Origin of the sequence: Streptomyces sp. Tu 2975, assembly GCF_009832925.1 — a bacterium.
In the GTDB taxonomy this organism is placed as follows: domain Bacteria; phylum Actinomycetota; class Actinomycetes; order Streptomycetales; family Streptomycetaceae; genus Streptomyces.
Window position 1 is genome coordinate 4,150,681 of sequence record NZ_CP047140.1, and the last position, 19,407, is coordinate 4,170,087.

Here is a 19,407-nt window from a genome sequence, read left to right on the forward strand (position 1 = left end):
CGGGGAGAGCCGGCCCCTCGGGGAGGACCCGGGGGATGACCCGACAGAACGACCCCGGAGGGCGCCGTGGAAGTGCGCCCTTATTGTCGGAAGTAAAGGATTGCCGGAATACACACAGGTCCTGCTTACAGTGGCCTGACGTGCAGTGGGAAAAGCTGGCCGCGGACACTTGCACAGCGGAAGTCATGACGTGACGTACTGCCGGCCTGTGCGGACCCCTCCGCTCGCCGGAGACCGACGTGGAACCTGAGGAGAAAGAGCTGTGAGCACCGAGAACGAGGGCAACGCGGTCCCTGCCGCCCCGTCCGTACCTCCTGTGCCGGGCGCCGCTCCCGAGGGATCGACGTCTCCCGGGCCCGGAGAGGGGCCGCAGGACGCGGCGTCCGGGTCCGCCGGTTCCCCCTCTGCTTCTGCCCCCTCCCGTCCCGAGCCGCCCGCCCATGAGCCGGCGGCCTCCGCGGAGCAGCCCGGCCACGCCCCGCGGCCCGAGCCCGCCGCGGCACCGTTCCCCGGTCACGGCGGGGAGGCACCGGCTCCGCCGGCTGCCGCTCCCGCGGGTGCGCAGCACACCGGCGCGGACTGGCCCCCGCCGCCGCCCACGCTCCCCTCTTATGGAGGCGGCAGCGGCGGCGGACCCGCCTGGGGTGCGCCGGTCCCGGCGCACGAGCCCCGGCCCCGGCGTCGGCGCGCGGGCGGGCTGGCGGCCACCGTGCTCGCCGCGGCGCTCGTCGCGGGTGGTGTCGGCGGCGGCATCGGCTACTGGGCGGCCGAGCGTGCCGACGACAGCTCCAGCTCGACCACGGTCTCCGCGGCCAGCCCGCGGGACCTCAAGCGCGAGCCGGGCACGGTCGCCGCGGTCGCCGCGAGCGCACTGCCCAGCGTGGTCACCATCGAGGCCAAGTCGGGCGGCGGCGGGATCGAAGGCTCCGAGGGCGAGGGCGAGGGCGGAACGGGCACCGGCTTCGTCTACGACAAGGAAGGCCACATCCTCACCAACAACCACGTGGTCGCCTCCGCCGCAGAGGGCGGCACCCTGTCGGTGATCTTCTCCAACGGCAAGAAGTACGACGCCGAGGTCGTCGGCCGGGCCCAGGGCTACGACGTGGCCGTCCTCAAACTGAAGAACGCCCCCTCCGGCGTCGACCCGCTGACCCTCGGCGACTCGGAGAAGGTCGCGGTCGGCGACTCGACCATCGCCATCGGCGCCCCCTTCGGGCTGTCGAACACCGTCACCACCGGAATCATCAGCGCCAAGAACCGGCCGGTCGCGTCCGGTGACGGGTCCAGCGGCAACAACTCCTACATGAGCGCGCTGCAGACCGACGCGTCCATCAACCCCGGCAACTCCGGTGGCCCCCTGCTGGACTCGCGCGGCGCGGTCATCGGCATCAACTCGGCCATCCAGTCCGCGGGCAGCGGCGGCTTCGGCCAGACCCAGGCCGGCTCCATCGGCCTCGGGTTCGCCATCCCGATCAACCAGGCCAGGACGGTCGCGGAGCAGCTGATCAAGACGGGCCAGCCGGTCTATCCTGTCATCGGCGCGACGGTCGACATGTCGGACCAGGGTTCCGGCGCCCGGATCACCGAAGAGGGCTCCGGCGGCACCCCGGCGGTGACTCCGGACGGACCGGCGGCGAAGGTGGGGCTCAAGCCCGGCGACGTCATCACCACGTTCAACGGAAAGCCGATCGACAGCGGCCCCAGCCTGATCAGCGAGATCTGGACCAAGAAGCCGGGCGACAAGGTCACGATGACTTATGAACGCGACGGGGAGACCCACAAGGTGGAGCTCGTTCTCGGCGAACGCAAGGGCGACAGCTGACCCGCTCGACCCGAACCCTCCACCGTCCCCGGAACGCTGCTGCGCCCGGGGACGCGGGCCCGGTAGTCTGTAGCCCGCTCCGCAGCAGGTGAGGCGGGGCGTGGGTGGGTTGCCCGAGCGGCCTAAGGGAACGGTCTTGAAAACCGTCGTGGCGCGAGTCACCGTGGGTTCAAATCCCACACCCACCGCAGCAGATCAAAGAACGCGCTGATCAGAAGGGGTGTCCCGCTTCCGGGACACCCCTTCGTCATCGTGCCTGTCTCACCCTGAACCGCCCCTGTGCCGCTTCGGATCATCGTGTGCGGGGCACGTGTGGACCCCGTCCCGGCCAGTGCCTGTCACCAGGAATCTGGGGCCATGTATGGGCCAACGGAACCGCTGGTCCAGCAGGCGTGGCTGGGGGCGCCCCGCCCCGTTCGGCTCTGGCGACCTCCGGGCCGTTGTAGGGTCCACCAGCGCCGGCGATCTCGCCGGGGTCGACTGCTCCAGCGTGCAGTGCGTGGTCGCGGTCGCCCCCAAGGATCGCGAGACGGAACCAGCCACGGCGCCCCTGTCGTTCCACTGATCCCCTCGGCCCCGCGTCACAACCGGCGACGGAGAGCCTCATTGAGGATTCCCGCCTTCGCTCGGCACCCGTTCCCGGTCGGAAGACCACTGGTCCTTCGGCCGGGGACGATTCGTGGCATACGCGGGAGGTGCGCGCGGGTGGGCTGAATCCTGGCCAGGTTCGTCGCTAGCGGGTCATCCGACGCCGGAGCGGAGGAAAGGCCGGCCGCCGCTGTAGCCGGGGCGGGTGGCGGTGGCCCACCCGGCGGAGGGCCGGGTGCGGGCGAAGTCCGCAGCGACGAGCGCGGCCAGGTTGAAGTAGGCGTCGCGGGTCCGTGTTTTCGTCTGCGCCAGTTCCACTTCGGCGCCCGCGACAAGGCGCTTGTCAAAGGGAGTCACTACCACCCCACGGCACCGGTCACGGATCTGGGCCACGACTTCGTCCGCATCGACTCTGGAACGGCGGATCTCGGCCACCACAGTGATACTGCGCCGGACGAGGTCCGCATAGCCCTGAACCGTGAGCCAGTCCAGGGCGGTGCCGGCAGCAACCCCACCATCTTCACTGGACACCACGAGGATCAGCTGATCCGCGAGTGCCAGAACACCGCGCAGGGTGCTGTGCAGCAGTCCTATGCCGGAGTCGGTGAGAATGATCGGGTAATGCTGCCCGAGGCAGCCCACGACCCGTCGGTAGTCCTCGTCGTTGAATGCCGTCGAAACGGCGGGGTCCACGTCGTTGGCAACGATCTCCAGGCCGCTCGCGGACCGGAACATGTACCGTTGTACGGCCGTGTAGTTGGTGAGAATCGGGATGTCGGCCGCCAGGTCACGGAAGGTCGCCCCGGCATCGCGACACGCACGGCGACTGAGGGTGCCGGCGTCCGGGTTCGCATCGATGGCGACGACGCGGTCCTGGCGCTCCGTGGCGAGAGTCGCACCCAAGGCGGTGGTGGTGGTCTTGCCCACTCCGTTCTTGAGACTGATGACGACGATCTTGTAGCACGCCATCACCGGAGTACGGAGAAGGGCCAATTGCTGCCGGCGCTCGTGCTCAGCCGCCCTGCCACCCATGTGCAACATCCTGAGACGGCGACGCACGCCGCCTTTGTCGCACAACAAACGGTCGGAGGAGAGCTCGATGGCGGCGCTGTGCCCCAGCCCACCACTACGCCCGTCGCGTACCGTCCACTCCCCGGTTTGTGACGTGCCGGTTGCAGGCCGGTCCCATGGTGTGTGGTCAGACAGGCAGGGGGTCTCGAGGTCCCTGCCGGGTACCGGCTCTCCGACGGTGATGCCGCCATCGTTCGTCATGCCGTGCAAATCCATTCACCGAGTGGGAGGGTTCATCAGGGAACAGGCTGCAAGGGCACATGGCCGCACACTCATTGGATGGGCGGACCTTAGTGTGCTGGGGACGGCCGGGGCTGCCGGGCGAGCTTCAGGCAGCCGCCCCCGCGGTTGCTTGGCCGCCGGGCAGCCCATGCACCCCGTCCAAGAGGCACCCACGCTCATCCGGAGAAGTCCCCGGCGACCCGGCAGCCTCTTCCTGAGCGTCCGAGAACGGTGCGCGGCTGGTCGTCCGCCTACGATGCGTCGCCAGCGGCGCGCATGGCGGTGGCACCGTCGGGAAGGGACCTGGCCTGGTTCACCCCCAGGCGGGAGCGGCGAACATGCTGGCCGTGTTGTAGCCGGGACGGGTAGTGGCGGCCCAGCCGGCCGAGGGCTGGGTGCGGGCGAAGTCCGCAGCGACGAGCGCGGCCAGGTTGAAGTAGGCGTCGCGGGTCTGTGGCTTCAGCTGTGCCAGTTCCACTTCGGCTCCCTCGGCGAGATGCTCGTCGAAGGGAGTCACCACCACGCCACGGCAGCGGGCCCGGAAGTGGGCCACCACCTCGTTCACTTTGACCACCTTGCTGGTCTTGCGCGTCTCGGACACCACGGTGATGCTGCGCTGGACGAGGTCCGCATAGCCCTGCGCATTGAGCCAGTCCATGGTGGTGCTGGCGCTGGTTGCGCCGTCCACGCTGGACGTGGCGACGATGATCAGTTGGTCGGCGAGGTCCAGGACACCGCGCATGGCGCTGTGCAGCAGGCCGGTGCCGGAGTCGGTGAGAATGATCGGGTAATGCTGCCCGAGGCAGCCCACGACCCGTCGGTAGTCCTCGTCGTTGAATGCCGTCGAAATGGCGGGGTCCACGTCGTTGGCAAGAATCTCCAGGCCGCTGGAGGACTGTGACGTGTAGCGGCGCACGGCCATGTAGTTGCTGAGGTTCGGGATGTCGGCCACCAGGTCACGGATGGTCGCCCCGGTCTCGCGACGCGCACGGCGGCTGAGGGTGCCGGCGTCCGGGTTCGCGTCGATGGCGACGACGCGGTCCTGGCGCTCCGTGGCGAGAGTCGCCCCCAAGGCGGTGGTGGTGGTGGTCTTGCCCACTCCGCCCTTGAGACTGATGACGGCGATCTTGTAGCACTCCATCACTGGGGCGCGCAGGAGGGCGAGCTTCTGCTCACGTTCCCGCTCTGCTGCCCTGCCACCGATCCGCAGCATCTTCAGGCCGCCTCGACGTCCGCCGGCCTTGTTGCGCAAAAGGCGGTCGGAGGAGAGGTCGGCGGCCGAACTGTGCCCCATTGCCCCGCTGTGCCCGTCCCGTCCCGACCACTCGGCGGGAGCATAGGACAGCGGGGGGCGGGGGTGGTGCGGCGGCCGGGCGACGGCGGGTGACAGTTGTTCGGGCCTGATGTAGGGGCGCGCGAGGGGCGTCAGGCCTTCGTCCGTGGGAAGTCTGACAAGGTGCTGCGGCTGAGGCATGCGGTCGTCGGTGGGCGCAGCGCTGTTCTGGATGTCTGGGGCCCCGGCCGTCCGCGTGCTTGTGGCATGCCTGTCCAGTGGGGCCTGGTCGGGTGAGTCCACGTAGTCAGGGGCCCTGCCATATGCGGCATCGCCGACGTTGCTGTTTTCACGGTCGTTGATCATGCTGTGCAGTCCATTCGCTGAATTGGAACACGTTTCAGGCAAGAAGTCGGCGTGGGCACGGCCGTACTCAGGCGTCACCGGTCTACGGTGTTTCTCTGGGCCGTGACGTGAGACTCCTTTGCCGGGAGAGTCGGCGAATTCCGCCACTGGGAGCGCAGACTGGCCCGCAGCAGCGCTCTCTTGCTGCGTCTTGAGTGCACCATCCGGGGCGCCCGTTCGAATCGGGGGGTTTGCTTTGCCTCCCGTCGGGTCATCCGGCCGATTGCCGCTGGACCCGACCGCCAGGGCGGGTGCTGCCCGCCCGGACCGGCGCCGGGACGCAACACCGGCACCGTTCGTTTCGGACCGGACGCGACTTCGGAGCGGATCCGGGGTGGCGGGAGAGCGGGTGTCGGCGCGGACCAGCATGCCGTTGTCCCCGACGCACAGATTCAGGGCTATGAACTGGTCCGCTGTCAGCACCTGCTTGTCCCCGATCAGTGCCCGCACGGGAGGCTGTCCGGCCGGACCATGGCGCCGCCGCGCCGGATGACCGTGTGCAGCTTCCGAGGCTTCGGGCGGGACCTCGATCCGGCTGCGTACTCGGTAGAGCCCGGAATCAAGGTCGTCCGCGCGCTGCAGTTGCACCTTCAACGGACCCACGAACGAGTAGCGCTGCGCTTCGGCGTACTCGCGCACCTTCTCGACCAGCTCCTCACCGAGCATCACGAGACAAGGGCCGTGCAGTTCGTGGTCGATCGGATTGAGCTCGACCACGAAGTGGTTGGGGGTTACGGTGCGGTCGCGATCCCAGATCCTGGCATTGATGTCACACTCGCGCCGCAGAGCACCGATGAACTCCAGAGGCTGCACGGCAGACTTGAAAACCTTGGCGAAGGCACCATTGACAAAGGACTCGAAGCGCTGCTCCAACTTGTTCAGCGTTCCCACTGCAAGCCTCCGGTACCCATCGCCCATGCCGCCATGAGAGTGAATTGAAGTTTTCAGTACTGGATACCTAGCCGCTGACTGACCATTTCTATGGTGTGTCGCCATCAATTCACCTGATCGTCGGCAAAGCGGCCCCTCGCCGGCCGGGATCACGGCTGTCGATGAATGGTTGGCGCAGCCCGTGGACGGGCTGCTCAGCGGGGACCTGGGAGATGCCGGGTCACGTTTCGGGCGCGAAACACCGCGTCATCCGCCACAGGCCGAGGAGGGCGCCGACTGGCCGCTGCGACTGCCCCTCTAGGCGGACCGCCCCGTCCGGGCTGGAGTCAGTCGGTCGACTACTCATCTCTCTCAAGGCACGACGACCACCCCGGCACCATCGGCACCGGGATCCTGACCGGGCGGATCGCCTTCATGGGCACGTCAGCAGTCCGATGGCAGACCCGCGCCGGTTGACGATGTCACGGCGGTCGATCAAGCCGCGGATGTCCGCGATCGGATCCACTCGAAACGGCCTGACTCGTTCTTCTCCGCTGATGGACCCTTGTACGCGGCGCCGTCAGCCCCGAACACGTTGTGCTGCGAGTCCCTGATGCAGTCGGCCGGCTCAGCGTAGATCAGCGGCTTCATAGGCTCTGGCCGCCGCCCCGCCGCTTCAAAAGCCTCGCCAGCAGCGGCCTTGCGGGGGTCTCTCCGACCCCGACCTGTGGTGGACCAGGGAACGGTCTTCAAAACCGTCGTGGCGGGAGTCACCGTGGGTTCAAACCCACACCCACCGCTTACAGGTCAGAGAAGTAGCAGGTCAGAGGGTGCGGCTCCGGTTCGGAGCCGCACCCTCCGCGGTCACCTTGTCTCACCCTGCGCCGGAACCGAGGGCAGTGGCCGCTGAAGTGGGACGGTTCGGCACGCCGCGAAATGCGGGAACGGCTCGGGCAGGATGCGCGGTCAGCGGATGCCGCGGTCCGACGTGAGGCGGTCGGCCGAGGCGATCGTGGCGCGGGCCTCGCGTTCTGTGAGGCCGGCGTGGACCGCCGCGTCGGTGAGGGCTTCCGTCAGGGAGTCGCCGAGGCCGTTCTCGTAGGCGCGGCATGCTGCCCAGAACAGTCGGGTGTTCCGCTGTCCCTCCTGCGCCGCGAGGACGAACTGGACCAGGCCGTGCCCATGGCCGTGGGGTGAACCGGCGACGGAACGGGTGCGAGCCGGGGGCGTGATCAGGCGCAGGAGCGCGTGGGGGCAGGGCGCCGGCGCGAGGTGTGCCGTACCGGGGGCGATGCGGTACGCGCCGTGAGCGGTGACCGAGCCGGGGCCGACGAGATATCCGCCCGTGCCGCGGACGTCTATGCCGGGGGCGAGCCGGCTCGCCGAGTTGGCGACGACCGTGTCGGGCGGCCCCGTCAGCCAGAGGTGGCGGCCTCCGCTCGGCGTGAGGACGGTGATCGTCTCCGGGATGGTGAACAGGTGGCGCAGCGCCAGGTGCTGCAGTTCCGCCATCGAGTCGGTGGAGGACTTGGTGTCGAGATCGATGCCGATCAGGTGGTGCGGCGGACGCCCGCAGGCGATGCCGTAGCCGGTGGCCCAGGGCGCTGCCGCGAAGAGGGCGCGTACAGCAGCGGGGTCGGTGGTTGCGTCGTGGACACCATGGCCGGGGAGACCGCATTCGCCCCGGCACAGGACCGGTTGCGGGTCGTCGCGGTGGGGGGAGCGCAGGGCGGGGAGCTTCGTCGCGGACAGGGGGATGACGGGGAGCCCGCGCTCAGCGGCGGAGAGGGCGTGGGCGAGGGCCAGGGTGGCGGTCTGCCGGTCGGTGATGGCCATGGATCCATTTTCGTACAGACGTTCGAAGAAGGGAAGGTGGAGATATGGCGCAAAAGTTGCCGAATCGTATCGCCTCTTGCGGTGCCCGGTCCTGAAGCGGTGGTGCCGATCGGTCGATCCTGGGGCAGGAAGAGGGTTTATCGACAAGTCATCACGCTTGCGAGCGAACCGCCCCTACCGGGGCGATTGGTGGTGGATCGCGTGGGCACTTCTGATCTTGCGACGTCGTGATCGAGTCGGGAGCGGCAGGCCAACCGCCCCGGAATCCGAAGCACTTGCGCAGTTCCGGTACATGGAGGAAATGACATGGCAAGCATCCGTTCCGCCCGCGTTCTCGCCGCCGCGGCCGCCCTGCCCCTCACGGTCGCGCTCCTCGGCGGTGTGGCCCACGCCGACAACGGCGGCTTCGGGGACGACGGGGCGAACGTGTCGGTGGCGACGATGACCGTCGGCGGCGTCGGGGGCGCCAACTTCGGCAACTCGTCGTCCACTCAGCAAGTCGCGAACGGACCGGGGGCGAGTAATCAAAGCAATACCGCCGGCGTCAACGGACCGGGTTTCACGGTTATCGACCAGGACAACGTCACTGTGAATTTCTCACCTCTTTGGTGACGGCCGGCCCGAGGGGAGCGAGAGCTGGGGGATGACGATCGTCCGGGCGGCGGCGCTTGGGGGTGCCGTCGTGCGGGTGGGCTCGAGTTGGGGCGTGACGGTCCGCGAGCGTGGGGGCGTGTCCGGGCCGTCCGGCCGCATGACCTTGACAGAGACAAAGAGCTGACGGACAGTCAGATTCGGTGGTTCACGCCCGGCGAGTCCGGCGGAGCACAAGGAGGCAAGGGCCGTCGGATGCCGCGCGGATCATCACCTCGGGGGAAGAGGTGAGTGATGTGCCGGGGGTCGTGGCGTCGATGCGACTCGTATGAAGGAGGGGGAGAAGTGACCGACGGTCTGTACGCACGGCTCAAGACGTACGAAGGGCGGGGCGCCACCCTCTTCGGCGTGGGCAAGGACCTGGTCAACGAGCCGATGATCAGGCACTGGTGCGAGGCGATGGGGGACAGGCACCCTGCGTACGTCGGGCAGGGCGCCGTCGCTCCGCCGACGATGCTCCAGGCATGGACGATGAGCGGACTGTCGGGACACACGGGCCGTAACGTGGCCCACGGCGAGCTTTTCGAGTTGCTCGACGAGGCCGGGTGCACCTCGGTGGTGGCCACGGACTGCGAGCAGGAGTATCTGCGGCCGTTACGTCCGGGCGACCGGATCACCTTCGATTCGGTGATCGAGTCCGTGTCCGAGCGTAAGACGACCAAGCTCGGCACCGGCTACTTCATCACCACGCGCATGGACGTGCGGGCAGGCGGGGAACCGGCAGGGAGGCACCGCTTCCGGATCCTCAAGTACGCACCCAGGAACCGGAAACCGAAGGCCGGCCGGCCGCGCCCTGTGATCAACAGGGACAACGCCGGCTTCTGGGAGGGCGTGGCCGAACGCCGACTACTCATTCAGCACTGCGGAGGATGCGGAAAGCCACGGTTTCCCTGGCTGCCGGGATGCGGTGCCTGTGGCTCGCCCCACTGGACCACGCTGGAGGCGAGCGGCTCGGGAAGCGTCTTCTCCTATGTGGTCATGCACCACCCGCCGTTCCCGGCGTTCGACCCGCCGTTCGCGGTGGGGCTGATCGAGCTGGCCGAGGGTGTGCGGATGGTCAGCAACATCGTGGGAGTGCCGCCCGACAAGGTGCGCATCGGTATGCCGGTGGAGCTTCAATTCCTCGGTGTGGGCGGGGAGTACGAGCTTCCCGTCTTCCGCGGCGTACCGGGGGCGTCGGCCGACACGGACTCCCGGAAGGCCGACGTAGCTCCAGACATGGCTCCTGGCCCGGTCGCCGGCACCGATCCGGCCCCCGGCCGAGCCCCCCGCCCGGTCGCCGAGACAGACCCGGGCCCGGGTGCAGCTCCGGCCCCCGCAGTACACCCGGACACGCCCCCGGCCCTACGCGTCGGCACGGCCCTGCCATCGCTGGCCGTTCCCGTCACGCGCACGCTGATCGTCGCGGGAGCCATCGCCTCACGCGACTTCCAGGATGTGCACCACGATGCGGAGATCGCCAAGGAGAAGGGGTCTCCGGACATCTTCATGAACATCCTGACGACCAACGGCCTGGTCGGTCGGTACATCACCGACTGCTTCGGCGCCCGCGCCGTCCTGCGCAGGGTGTCCATACGGCTCGGCGCCCCCAACCACCCGGGAGACACGATGGTGCTGAGCGGCACGATCGGCGCCTTCGACGGAACGACCGCCGAGGTGCGGGTCGTCGGCGCCAACAGTCTCGGCAACCACGTCACCGGCACGGTGACGGTGACGATTCCGGAGGCGGCCGTATGAGCATCCGTGAGAGGGACGCCCTCGGCGGGAGGGCGGCCGTCGTCGGTATCGGGGCGACCGAATTTTCGAAGAACTCCGGCCGCAGCGAGCTGAGGCTCGCCGCCGAGGCCGTGCGTGCCGCGCTGGACGACGCGGGCCTCTCCCCCGCGGACGTCGACGGCATGGTGACCTTCACGATGGACACCAACCCGGAGATCACGGTCGCGCAGGCTGCCGGCATCGGAGAGCTGTCGTTCTTCTCGCGCGTCCATTACGGCGGCGGCGCGGCCTGTGCGACCGTGCAGCAGGCGGCACTGGCGGTCGCCGCGGGCATCGCGGAGGTCGTCGTCTGCTACCGGGCGTTCAACGAGCGGTCCGGGCGGCGCTTCGGCTCCGGCGTGCAGCACAGGGAGCCGTCCGCGGAAGGCGCCGCGCTCGGCTGGAATCTCCCGTTCGGGCTGCTCACGCCCGCATCCTGGGTGGCGATGGCCGCCCAGCGCTATCTGTACGCCTATGGGCTGACCCCGGAGGCGTTCGGTCATGTCGCGGTCACCGGCAGGCGTCACGCCGCCACCAACCCCGCCGCGTACTTCTACGGCCGCCCCATCACCCTGGAGGATCACGCCGCCTCCCGCTGGACGGTCGAGCCGCTGCGGCTGCTGGACTGCTGCCAGGAGACCGACGGGGGCCAGGCGATCGTCGTCACCGGCGTCGAGCGGGCACGCGACCTGCGGCGGCCGCCCGCCGTGATCCTCGCCGCCGCCCAGGGCGCGGGCCGGGCCCAGGAGCAGATGACCAGCTTCTACCGCGACGACCTCACCGGCCTCCCCGAGATGGGAGTCGTCGCCCGGCAGTTGTGGCGGACCTGCGGGCTCGCCCCGAGAGACATCGACGTGGGGATCGTCTACGACCACTTCACACCGTTCGTCCTCATGCAGCTCGAGGAGTTCGGCTTCTGCAAGCCCGGAGAGGGGGCCGCGTTCGTGGCCTCCGACGTCCTGCCGCTCAACACTCATGGAGGGCAGCTGGGAGAGGCGTATCTGCACGGGATGAACGGCATCGCCGAGGCGGTCAGACAGCTTCGCGGCTCGGCGGTGAACCAGATACCCGGCGCGGCCAGAGCCCTGGTCACCGCGGGCACGGGCGTCCCCACCTCGGGACTGGTTCTCGGGGCCGACGGCGAGTAGCCCCTGAGGGTGTCCTCCACCTTCAGGAGGTGGAGCCCGAGGCGCCCCTACAACCTGAGGGGGACAACGCTTCGGGACCTGGGGCCGATCCGCTACGGCGGGGTGCGCTCCTAGCGTTGAGCCATGACCACGCCAGTCTGTACGAGCGCTTCCAAGGCCGCCGCGCCGGTGCCGTCGTACACGCCCTACGCCTCGTTCTCGTCGTACGTACAGGCGCGGGGACCTGTGCTGCTGCGCACCGCCCGCTCGCTGACGTCGAACGTGAGCGACGCGGAGGATCTGCTGCAGACGGCGCTGACCAAGACGTACGTCGCCTGGGAGCGGATCGAGGACCACCGGGCGCTCGACGGCTACGTCCGCCGCGCACTGCTGAACACGCGGACGTCGCAGTGGCGCAAGCGCAAGGTGGACGAGTTCGTCTGCGACGAGCTGCCCGAGCCGGCGACGGTCCCTCCCACCGACCCGGCCGAGCAGCAGGTGCTGCACGACGCGATGTGGCGCGCGGTGATGAAGCTGCCGGACCGCCAGCGAGCGATGGTCGTGCTCCGCTACTACGAGGATCTGAGCGAGGCCCAGACGGCGGAGGTGCTCGGGGTGTCGATCGGTACGGTCAAGAGCGCCGTGTCACGGGCGCTGGGGAAGCTCCGCGAGGATCCGGAGCTGTCACCGGTCCGCTGACGACCGGCCCGGACGGCCTCCTGCCCGGGCCGCCCGTTCGGGGCGCCGGCACGTGCCCGCTCGGCCTCCGCGCACCTCCCGTCGCCGGATCCGGCCGGTTCGTGTGCGTTGTTGTGCGGTGCTGCGCGGTGATGTACGACGATTCATTACCCTCGGGTAGTGACATACCGCGTGGTATGTGCGCAGAATCTTCCCACCTTTTCTGCCACGTAGCGCAACGCGCCCACCGGGAGGACGCCGTGCTGAGCACCATGCAGGACGTACCGCTGACTGTGACCCGCATCCTCCAGCATGGGATGACGATCCACGGGAAGTCGCAGATCACCACCTGGACCGGGGAGCCCGAGCCGCAGCGGCGCAGTTTCGCGGAGGCAGGCCGGCGCGCCACCCAGCTGGCCAACGCCCTGCGCGACGAGCTCGGCATCGATGGTGACCAGAGAGTCGCCACCCTCATGTGGAACAACGCCGAGCATGTGGAGGCGTACTTCGCGATCCCCTCCATGGGCGCCGTGCTCCACACGCTCAACCTGCGGCTGCCCGCCGAGCAGCTGGTCTGGATCGTCAATCACGCCGCCGACCGCGCCGTGATCGTCAACGGCTCGCTCCTGCCGCTTCTGGCGCCGCTGCTGCCGCATCTGCCGACGATCGAGCACATCGTCGTCTCGGGCCCGGGCGACCGGTCCCTCCTCGCCGACACGGAGGCGCAGGTCCACGAGTACGAGGAGCTGATCGCCGGCCGTCCGACCACGTACGACTGGCCCGAGCTGGACGAGCGTGCCGCCGCGGCCATGTGCTACACCTCCGGCACGACGGGCGACCCCAAGGGCGTCGTCTACTCCCACCGCTCGATCTACCTGCACTCCATGCAGGTCAACATGGCCGAATCGATGGGCCTGACCGACAAGGACACCACCCTCGTGGTCGTCCCGCAGTTCCATGTGAACGCCTGGGGACTCCCGCACGCCACGTTCATGACCGGCATCAACATGCTGATGCCGGACCGTTTCCTCCAGCCCGCCCCGCTCGCCGAGATGATCGAGCGTGAGAGGCCCCAGCACGCCGCGGCGGTCCCGACCATCTGGCAGGGCCTGCTCGCCGAGGTGACCGCGAACCCCCGTGACCTGAGCTCCATGACGCAGGTCACCATCGGCGGCGCCGCCTGTCCGCCCTCCCTCATGGAGGCGTACGACAAGCTCGGCGTCCGGCTCTGTCAGGCCTGGGGCATGACCGAGACGTCCCCGCTCGGCACCATGGCCCACCCGCCGGCCGGTCTGACCGCCGAGGAGGAGTGGCCGTACCGCGTCACGCAGGGCCGCTTCCCGGCCGGTGTCGAGGGGCGACTGGTCGGCCCCGCCGGCGACCTCCTGCCCTGGGACGGCGAGTCGGCCGGCGAGCTGGAGGTGCGGGGCGCCTGGATCGCGGGTGCGTACTACGGCGGTGCGGGCGGCGAGGACTTCCGGCCCGAGGACAAGTTCAGCGAGGACGGCTGGCTGAAGACCGGCGACGTCGGTGTGATCAGCCCCGACGGCTTCCTGACGCTTACCGACCGGGCCAAGGACGTCATCAAGTCGGGCGGTGAGTGGATCTCCAGCGTCGAGCTCGAGAACGCCCTGATGGCCCACCCGGAGGTGGCGGAGGCGGCGGTCGTCGCCGTGCCCGACGACAAGTGGGGCGAGCGGCCGCTGGCGACCGTGGTGCTGAAGGAAGGGTCGACCGCGGACTACGAGACGCTCAAGACGTTCCTCGCCGGAAAGATCGCCAAGTGGCAGCTCCCGGAGCGCTGGGCGGTTGTGCCGGCGGTGCCGAAGACGAGCGTGGGCAAGTTCGACAAGAAGGTCATCCGCCGGCAGTACGCGGACGGCGAGCTCGCCGTCACGGAGCTGTAGGACTCGGAGGCGGTAGGACGCAGGCTGCAGAACGCGGAGCTGCGAAACGCGGAGCTGCAGGACACCGAGCCGCGGGACACAGAGCTCCGGATACGGAGACCCTCCGGCAGCGCGACGTAGCAGCGGGAGACAGAGGGGCCGACGGTCGAGACCGCCGGCCCCTTCGCGTCAGTTGGTGCCGATCTTCGCCAGCAGGTCCACGATGCGCGCCTGGACCTCGTTGCTCGTCGAGCGTTCCGCGAGGAAGAGCACCGTCTCCCCAGAGGACAGCCGTGGCAGCTCCGCCGGGTCGAGGCCGGCCGAGGTGTAGACGACCAGCGGGGTGCGGTTCAACTGGCCGTTCGCGCGCAGCCAGTCGATGATCCCGGCACGGCGGCGGCGCACCTGCATCAGGTCCATCACGACCAGGTTCGGCCGCATCTGCGTGGCGAGGGTGACGGCGTCAGCGTCGGCACCGGCGCGTGCCACCTGCATGCCGCGCCGTTCCAGCGTCGACGTCAGCGCGAGGGCGATCTCCTCGTGCTCCTCGATCAGCAGCACCCGCGACGGGTGCTGCTCGCTGTCCCTGGGCGCCAGTGCCTTGAGCAGTACGGCGGGATCGGCGCCGTACGCGGCCTCCCGCGTCGCCTGCCCGAGACCCGCCGTCACGAGCACCGGAACCTCCGCGGCCACCGCGGCCTGGCGCAGGGACTGCAGCGCGGTCCGGGTGATCGGCCCGGTGAGGGGGTCCACGAACAGGGCGGCCGGGAACGCCGCGATCTGCGCGTCGACCTCCTCGCGCGAGTGCACGACGACGGGCCGGTAGCCACGGTCGCTCAGCGCCTGCTGGGTGGAGACGTCGGGGGCCGGCCACACCAGCAGCCGACGGGGGTTGTCCAGCGGCTCCGGGGGCAGTTCGTCGTCGACGGGTTGCGGCTGCGGCTGGTTGGCGACCTCGACCGCCCCTCCGGGCCCGTCCAGCGGCTCGGGCCCCTCCGCGCCTTCGTCGGGGGCCCCTATCGCGTAGGACCGCCCCTCGGAGCGGCTGTCCGCGCGGTCGGCGGGAAGCCGGGGCCCGTTCTGCGGCACGGCGGGGGGAACGGGGGCGGGCACCGGTGCCGCGGTGGGCTGAGGGTGGGGCCGGGCGGCCAATTCGGGCTGCTCGCTGTCGGGACGCGTGCCGAGCTTCCTGCGGCGGCCGGATCCGAGCGTCTGGTTCTGCTGCTGGGTGAGGTGCTGGGCGAACGGCACGCCTTGGCCCAGGGTGCGCACGCTGAACGCACGCCCCTGCGTGGAGTCGGCGGGTACCGGTTGCTCCTCGGGGAGGGGCTGGGCGACCCGCGCGGCCGTAGGCCTGGGGGTCTGGGCAGGCGGCAGCGCTCCGGCCTGCCGGGCGTTCCCCTCCTGGTCCGGCTGCCCTGCTTCGTCCTGCGGCTGAGCCGGTGCGACGGGCGGCAGAGGCAGTGACACGGAACCGGTGTCGGACGCCTGCACGGGCGCGGCGAAGCCCTGGCCGGCCGACGGGTGCCCGGCTGAGGCGGACGGTTCCGCGGCAGGGACGCCGTCCGTGCCGACGCCGTCAGTACCGCCGACGGAAGGACTGTCGGCAGGACCGCCGGGGACAGCGGCTTCCTGCCCCCACACGGCCTGTCCGGCCGCGGTGGGCCCCGCCGGAGTCCCGCCGGGAACCTCGGCCGGCTGCGGGGTCGGCTGCCCTTCGTTACGGGCGCGCCTGCGCCCGGTCGGCGCCGGGTGCTGCTGCGGAGGTGTGTGGTGCGTGGTGTCCGGAGCTGCCGTCACGGCGTCGTGCCGTTCAGCCGTCGGAACCCCGGGCCTGACCGCTCCGGCGGGGATCCGGTCCGCTTCCGCCGGCGGCAGTGCGAACGCGCTCCGCGGTGCCGCGCTGTCGGCCTCGGCCGGAGCCGCTGCCAGCGCACGCCTGGCGCGCCGGCCGCTGGGCTGCGGCGCCTGCCGGGTCTGCTCGCCGCCCGCCGGTGACGGCAGGCCGCTCTCGACGGCCCGCCGTGCGCGCCGCCCGGAAGGCGTCGCCTGCAACCCGTGGGCGTCGACCGGTACACCCTGCGGCGGCACGGTCTCTCCGAGCGCCGCACGTCCGCCCGCGCCTTCCGCGGCGGTCACCACGGAACCTTCCGCGGGCTGCACGGCCACGGCCGCGTTCTCGGCGGGGCTGGGGCGACCACGCCGCCTTCCGGTCCCCCCGCTGCCGCCCTGGCCCTCGGCCGGGCCCTCGATGCTGCTCCGGGCAGGTCCCGCACCCGTGTCCTGGGCGGGGATGAGCTCGGCGTCCGGCTGCGTCGCCCGGCGCCGCCCGGTCGGCTGCGTCGCGGCCACCGGGTCCTCCATGGCCACGGGGCTCTCCAGGAAAGCGTCCGTAGAGGCCCGCCGTGCCCGTCGGCGTCCGCCGCCACCGGTCGTCGTGTTCGCCGAAGCCATGACGGGCCCGGACGGACCGGACTGCCCGGCCGACTGCTGCGCCGGCAGGGCGGGAAGCTGAGCCGCGGCAGGGGCGGGCGGGGCGACGGTGCCCGCGCCCTCGCCCAGCGGCACCTCGAGCACGTACGCGCTGCCGCTCATCCCCGGCACCTCGTGCGTCTGCAGGACACCGCCGTGCGCCCGGACGATCCCGCGCACGATCGGCTCGTGCACCGGGTCTCCCCCGGCGAACGGCCCGCGCACCTCGATCCGTACGACGTCACCGCGCTGGGCGGCCGCGACGACGACCGTCGAGTCCACGTAGCCGCCGCCGGGAGGGAGCTTGGCCTTGCCGGTCGAGTCGACGCCCGCCACGTCCGCCACCAGGTGCGCGAGCGCCGTGGCCAGTCGTGCCCCGTCGACCTCCGCCTCTATCGGCGGCGCGTGCACCGCGAACTGGGCGCGCCCGGGGCCGATGAGCTCGATCGCTCCCTCGACGCCGGCCGCGACGACCGCGTCGAGCAGCACGTTGGCCTTCGTCAGCTGCTCCGTGCCGGTGTCGAGCCGCTGATAGCCGAGGACGTTGTCGACGAGGGTCGTCATCCGGGCGTAGCCGGCGGCCAGGTGGTGCAGGATCTGGTTCGCCTCCGGCCACAGCTGCCCGGCCGGGTCGGCCGCCAGCGTGCCCAGCTCGGTGCGCAGTTCCTCCAGCGGGCCGCGCAGCGACTCCCCGAGCACCGCGGTCAGCTGCGCGTGCCGGGCACTCAGCTCCGCGTACCGCTCGGAGCCGGCTTCCAGCTCGGCCGTGTAGCGGTCGGCCTTGTCCGCGAGCTCGGCCTCGTACCGCTCGACCTTCTCCGCCAGCTCGGCCTCGTACCGCTCGGTGGTGGCGGCGAGTTCCGCCGTGAGCCGCTCCGTCGTCTCCGTCAGCTCGGCGGCGTGCTTCTCGGCCTGCTCCTCGTAAGGCCGCCGGTCGGTGAACGTCATCACCGCGCCGACCAGCTGGTCCCCGTCGCGTACCGGCGCCGTCGTCAGGTCGACGGCGACCTTGGAGCCGTTCTTCGCCCACAGCACCTGGCCGCGCACCCGGTGCTTGCGCCCGGACTTGAGGGTGTCGGCGAGCGGCGACTCCTCGTACGGGAACGGCTCGCCGTCCGCGCGCGAGTGCAGGATCAGCGGGTGCAGCTCCTGGCCGCCGAGGTCGCTGGCGCGGAACCCGAGGATCTGGGCAGCGGCCGGGTTGACCAGCACGACCCGTCCGTCGGTGTCGGTGCCCACGACGCCCTCGGAGGCCGCCCGGAGGATCATCTCGGTCTGCCGCTGCGAACGCGCCAGCTCCGCCTCGGTGTCGACGGTGCCCGAAAGATCGCGGACGACGAGCATCAGCAGCTCGTCACCGGTGTACGCGTTGAAGGAGTCGTACGCCTCGCGCCCGTCCTCCAGGCTTGCGCTGGTCACCTCGACGGGGAACTCGCCGCCGTCCGTACGCCGCGCGATCATGCGTGTGGGCTTGGTGCGCCCTCGCTGGTCGGCGGCATCCGGCCGGCGCATCGACCCGGGGATCAGCCGCGAGTCGAACTCGGGCAGCAGATCGAGGAGACCCCGTCCGACCAGAGCGGTCCCCGGGGTCTCGAAAAGCTCGAGGGCGATGGTGTTGGCGTTGACGACCGTGCCGTTGGCATTGACGAGCACGAGCCCGTCCGGAAGGGCGTCGAGTATGGCTGCGAGGCGAGCAGCGCCTCGGGATGGCCTGCTGCTCACGACGACGGTTCCTCCCTGACCTACTGCGTATTGCGGACGGCCGGTCCCATACTGCCCCTCGGGCCTCGGCCTGTCACTGAAGGGAGTCTAAGGGCACCGACCGGGGCTCGGACGGCGATGAGGGGGAGCTCTCACCAAGGTTGTGTGCACATGACCTACGCCGTCGGCCTATGACCTGGTGTTCGGCAGCACCGGCTCGAGTGTCTGCCACCGCGAGATCTCGCAGCCGTTGCTCCGGTCGAAGGTGGCGTCGACCTGTCGCCCCTGCCAGGTTCCGGTGACCCGCGCCGTGGCCGGCCCGCCGAACTGCTGGGTGCACATCTGGTCCTCGGCCACCGGGGCGAAGGGGTCCTGCTGCTCCCGGGCGAGCTCCTCGAGGCGGCTGCAGGCCGACTCGGCGGAGGGGTGCGTCCCGCCGGCCGGTCCGCATTCGAGCTCGTACCTGCCGTCCGTCCGGGTGTTCCCGGTCGCGGAGACGATCACTGTCAGCCGGTCGGGCTGCTCGGGGCGGGTCTCTCCAGCAGCGGCAGGGGCAGCGGCTGCGGCGACGGTACGACCGCCCCGGCGACGGGCACGGCCGCGGCCAGGGCGGCGAGGGACGCGGTTGCGGTGACGACAAGGCGGCGCAGCATGGGGGCTCCTGAAGATTCACGGGTCCTGCCGGGGGCCACGACAGGCCCCGGCATGTCTAACGCTGCTCACGCCACGGCGTTGCGCAACCGCAAGCGCTTTGCCCTGCGGGCCCAGGGGCTAGTACCGTGGACGGCGATTGGTGACGCGCCCCTGGGCTGTGTCATCATCTGCACGCACCACTCGCGCCCGCGTGAGTGTGCTGGAGGCGTCGCCTAGTCCGGTCTATGGCGCCGCACTGCTAATGCGGTTTGGGTCTTAAAGCCCATCGAGGGTTCAAATCCCTCCGCCTCCGCCAGCTGATCACCGAAGCCCCGGCCACACGGCCGGGGCTTCGGTCGTCCCAGGGGTCGTACGCGTACACCCGTTCAGGTGTTTTCGCAGGTCAGGCTGGGTGCG

General features: G+C 70.3%; 9 protein-coding genes, 2 tRNA genes and 3 pseudogenes. 8 read left to right on the forward strand and 6 right to left on the reverse strand.

What is annotated here, in order from left to right:
• Window positions 1-262 precede the first annotated feature (262 nt).
• A complete protein-coding gene (locus GLX30_RS18340) occupies window positions 263-1,822 on the forward strand; it encodes a trypsin-like peptidase domain-containing protein (protein ID WP_159690037.1) in 1,560 nt (519 codons plus the stop codon).
• Window positions 1,823-1,925: 103 nt separating this feature from the next.
• Window positions 1,926-2,010, forward strand: a tRNA-Ser gene (locus tag GLX30_RS18345).
• A 553-nt stretch (window positions 2,011-2,563) separates the two neighbouring features.
• On the opposite strand, the gene GLX30_RS18350 is transcribed toward GLX30_RS18345, so the two are convergent.
• The 4 genes and pseudogenes from GLX30_RS18350 to GLX30_RS18360 form a co-directional block, all read right to left on the reverse strand.
• Window positions 2,564-3,682 carry a MinD/ParA family protein gene (locus GLX30_RS18350; protein ID WP_244258205.1) on the reverse strand — a complete coding sequence of 373 codons (1,119 nt, stop codon included), beginning with the start codon at window positions 3,680-3,682 and terminating at the stop codon, window positions 2,564-2,566.
• Window positions 3,683-4,016: 334 nt separating this feature from the next.
• Complete coding sequence (locus tag GLX30_RS18355) at window positions 4,017-6,272, reverse strand: FhaA domain-containing protein (RefSeq protein WP_159690043.1); 2,256 nt, start codon at window positions 6,270-6,272, stop codon at window positions 4,017-4,019.
• Between the two features lie 412 nt (window positions 6,273-6,684).
• Window positions 6,685-6,959, reverse strand: a pseudogene (locus GLX30_RS35305) (NUDIX hydrolase); the annotation flags it as partial.
• A 258-nt stretch (window positions 6,960-7,217) separates the two neighbouring features.
• A complete protein-coding gene (locus GLX30_RS18360; RefSeq protein WP_159690046.1) occupies window positions 7,218-8,087 on the reverse strand; it encodes a bifunctional DNA primase/polymerase in 870 nt (289 codons plus the stop codon).
• A gap of 306 nt (window positions 8,088-8,393) precedes the next feature.
• Between GLX30_RS18360 and GLX30_RS18365 the strand changes: the two genes are divergently transcribed.
• From GLX30_RS18365 to GLX30_RS18385, 5 genes and pseudogenes are all read left to right on the forward strand, one after another.
• Window positions 8,394-8,699: a hypothetical protein gene (locus GLX30_RS18365; RefSeq protein ID WP_159690049.1), complete on the forward strand. Its 306-nt coding sequence runs from the start codon at window positions 8,394-8,396 to the stop codon at window positions 8,697-8,699.
• Window positions 8,700-8,972: 273 nt separating this feature from the next.
• Window positions 8,973-9,899, forward strand: a pseudogene (locus GLX30_RS35310) (OB-fold domain-containing protein); the annotation flags it as partial.
• A 572-nt stretch (window positions 9,900-10,471) separates the two neighbouring features.
• Complete coding sequence (locus tag GLX30_RS18375) at window positions 10,472-11,641, forward strand: lipid-transfer protein (RefSeq protein ID WP_159690054.1); 1,170 nt, start codon at window positions 10,472-10,474, stop codon at window positions 11,639-11,641.
• 123 nt (window positions 11,642-11,764) lie between these two features.
• On the forward strand, window positions 11,765-12,319 hold the full coding sequence (locus GLX30_RS18380) for a SigE family RNA polymerase sigma factor (RefSeq protein WP_159690057.1): 555 nt from the start codon (window positions 11,765-11,767) through the stop codon (window positions 12,317-12,319).
• A gap of 239 nt (window positions 12,320-12,558) precedes the next feature.
• Window positions 12,559-14,205: a long-chain fatty acid--CoA ligase gene (locus GLX30_RS18385; protein ID WP_159690060.1), complete on the forward strand. Its 1,647-nt coding sequence runs from the start codon at window positions 12,559-12,561 to the stop codon at window positions 14,203-14,205.
• A 168-nt stretch (window positions 14,206-14,373) separates the two neighbouring features.
• Here GLX30_RS18385 and GLX30_RS18390 read toward each other — a convergent pair whose 3' ends face one another.
• Both GLX30_RS18390 and GLX30_RS18395 read right to left on the reverse strand, forming a co-directional pair.
• Window positions 14,374-18,378, reverse strand: coding sequence for a PAS domain-containing protein (locus tag GLX30_RS18390; protein ID WP_159690064.1), 4,005 nt, complete (start codon window positions 18,376-18,378; stop codon window positions 14,374-14,376).
• A gap of 168 nt (window positions 18,379-18,546) precedes the next feature.
• Window positions 18,547-19,010 (reverse strand): annotated as a pseudogene (locus GLX30_RS18395) (SSI family serine proteinase inhibitor).
• Between the two features lie 202 nt (window positions 19,011-19,212).
• Here GLX30_RS18395 and GLX30_RS18400 point away from each other — a divergent pair.
• Window positions 19,213-19,306 (forward strand) — tRNA-Ser (locus GLX30_RS18400).
• The last annotated feature ends 101 nt before the right edge of the window (window positions 19,307-19,407 follow it).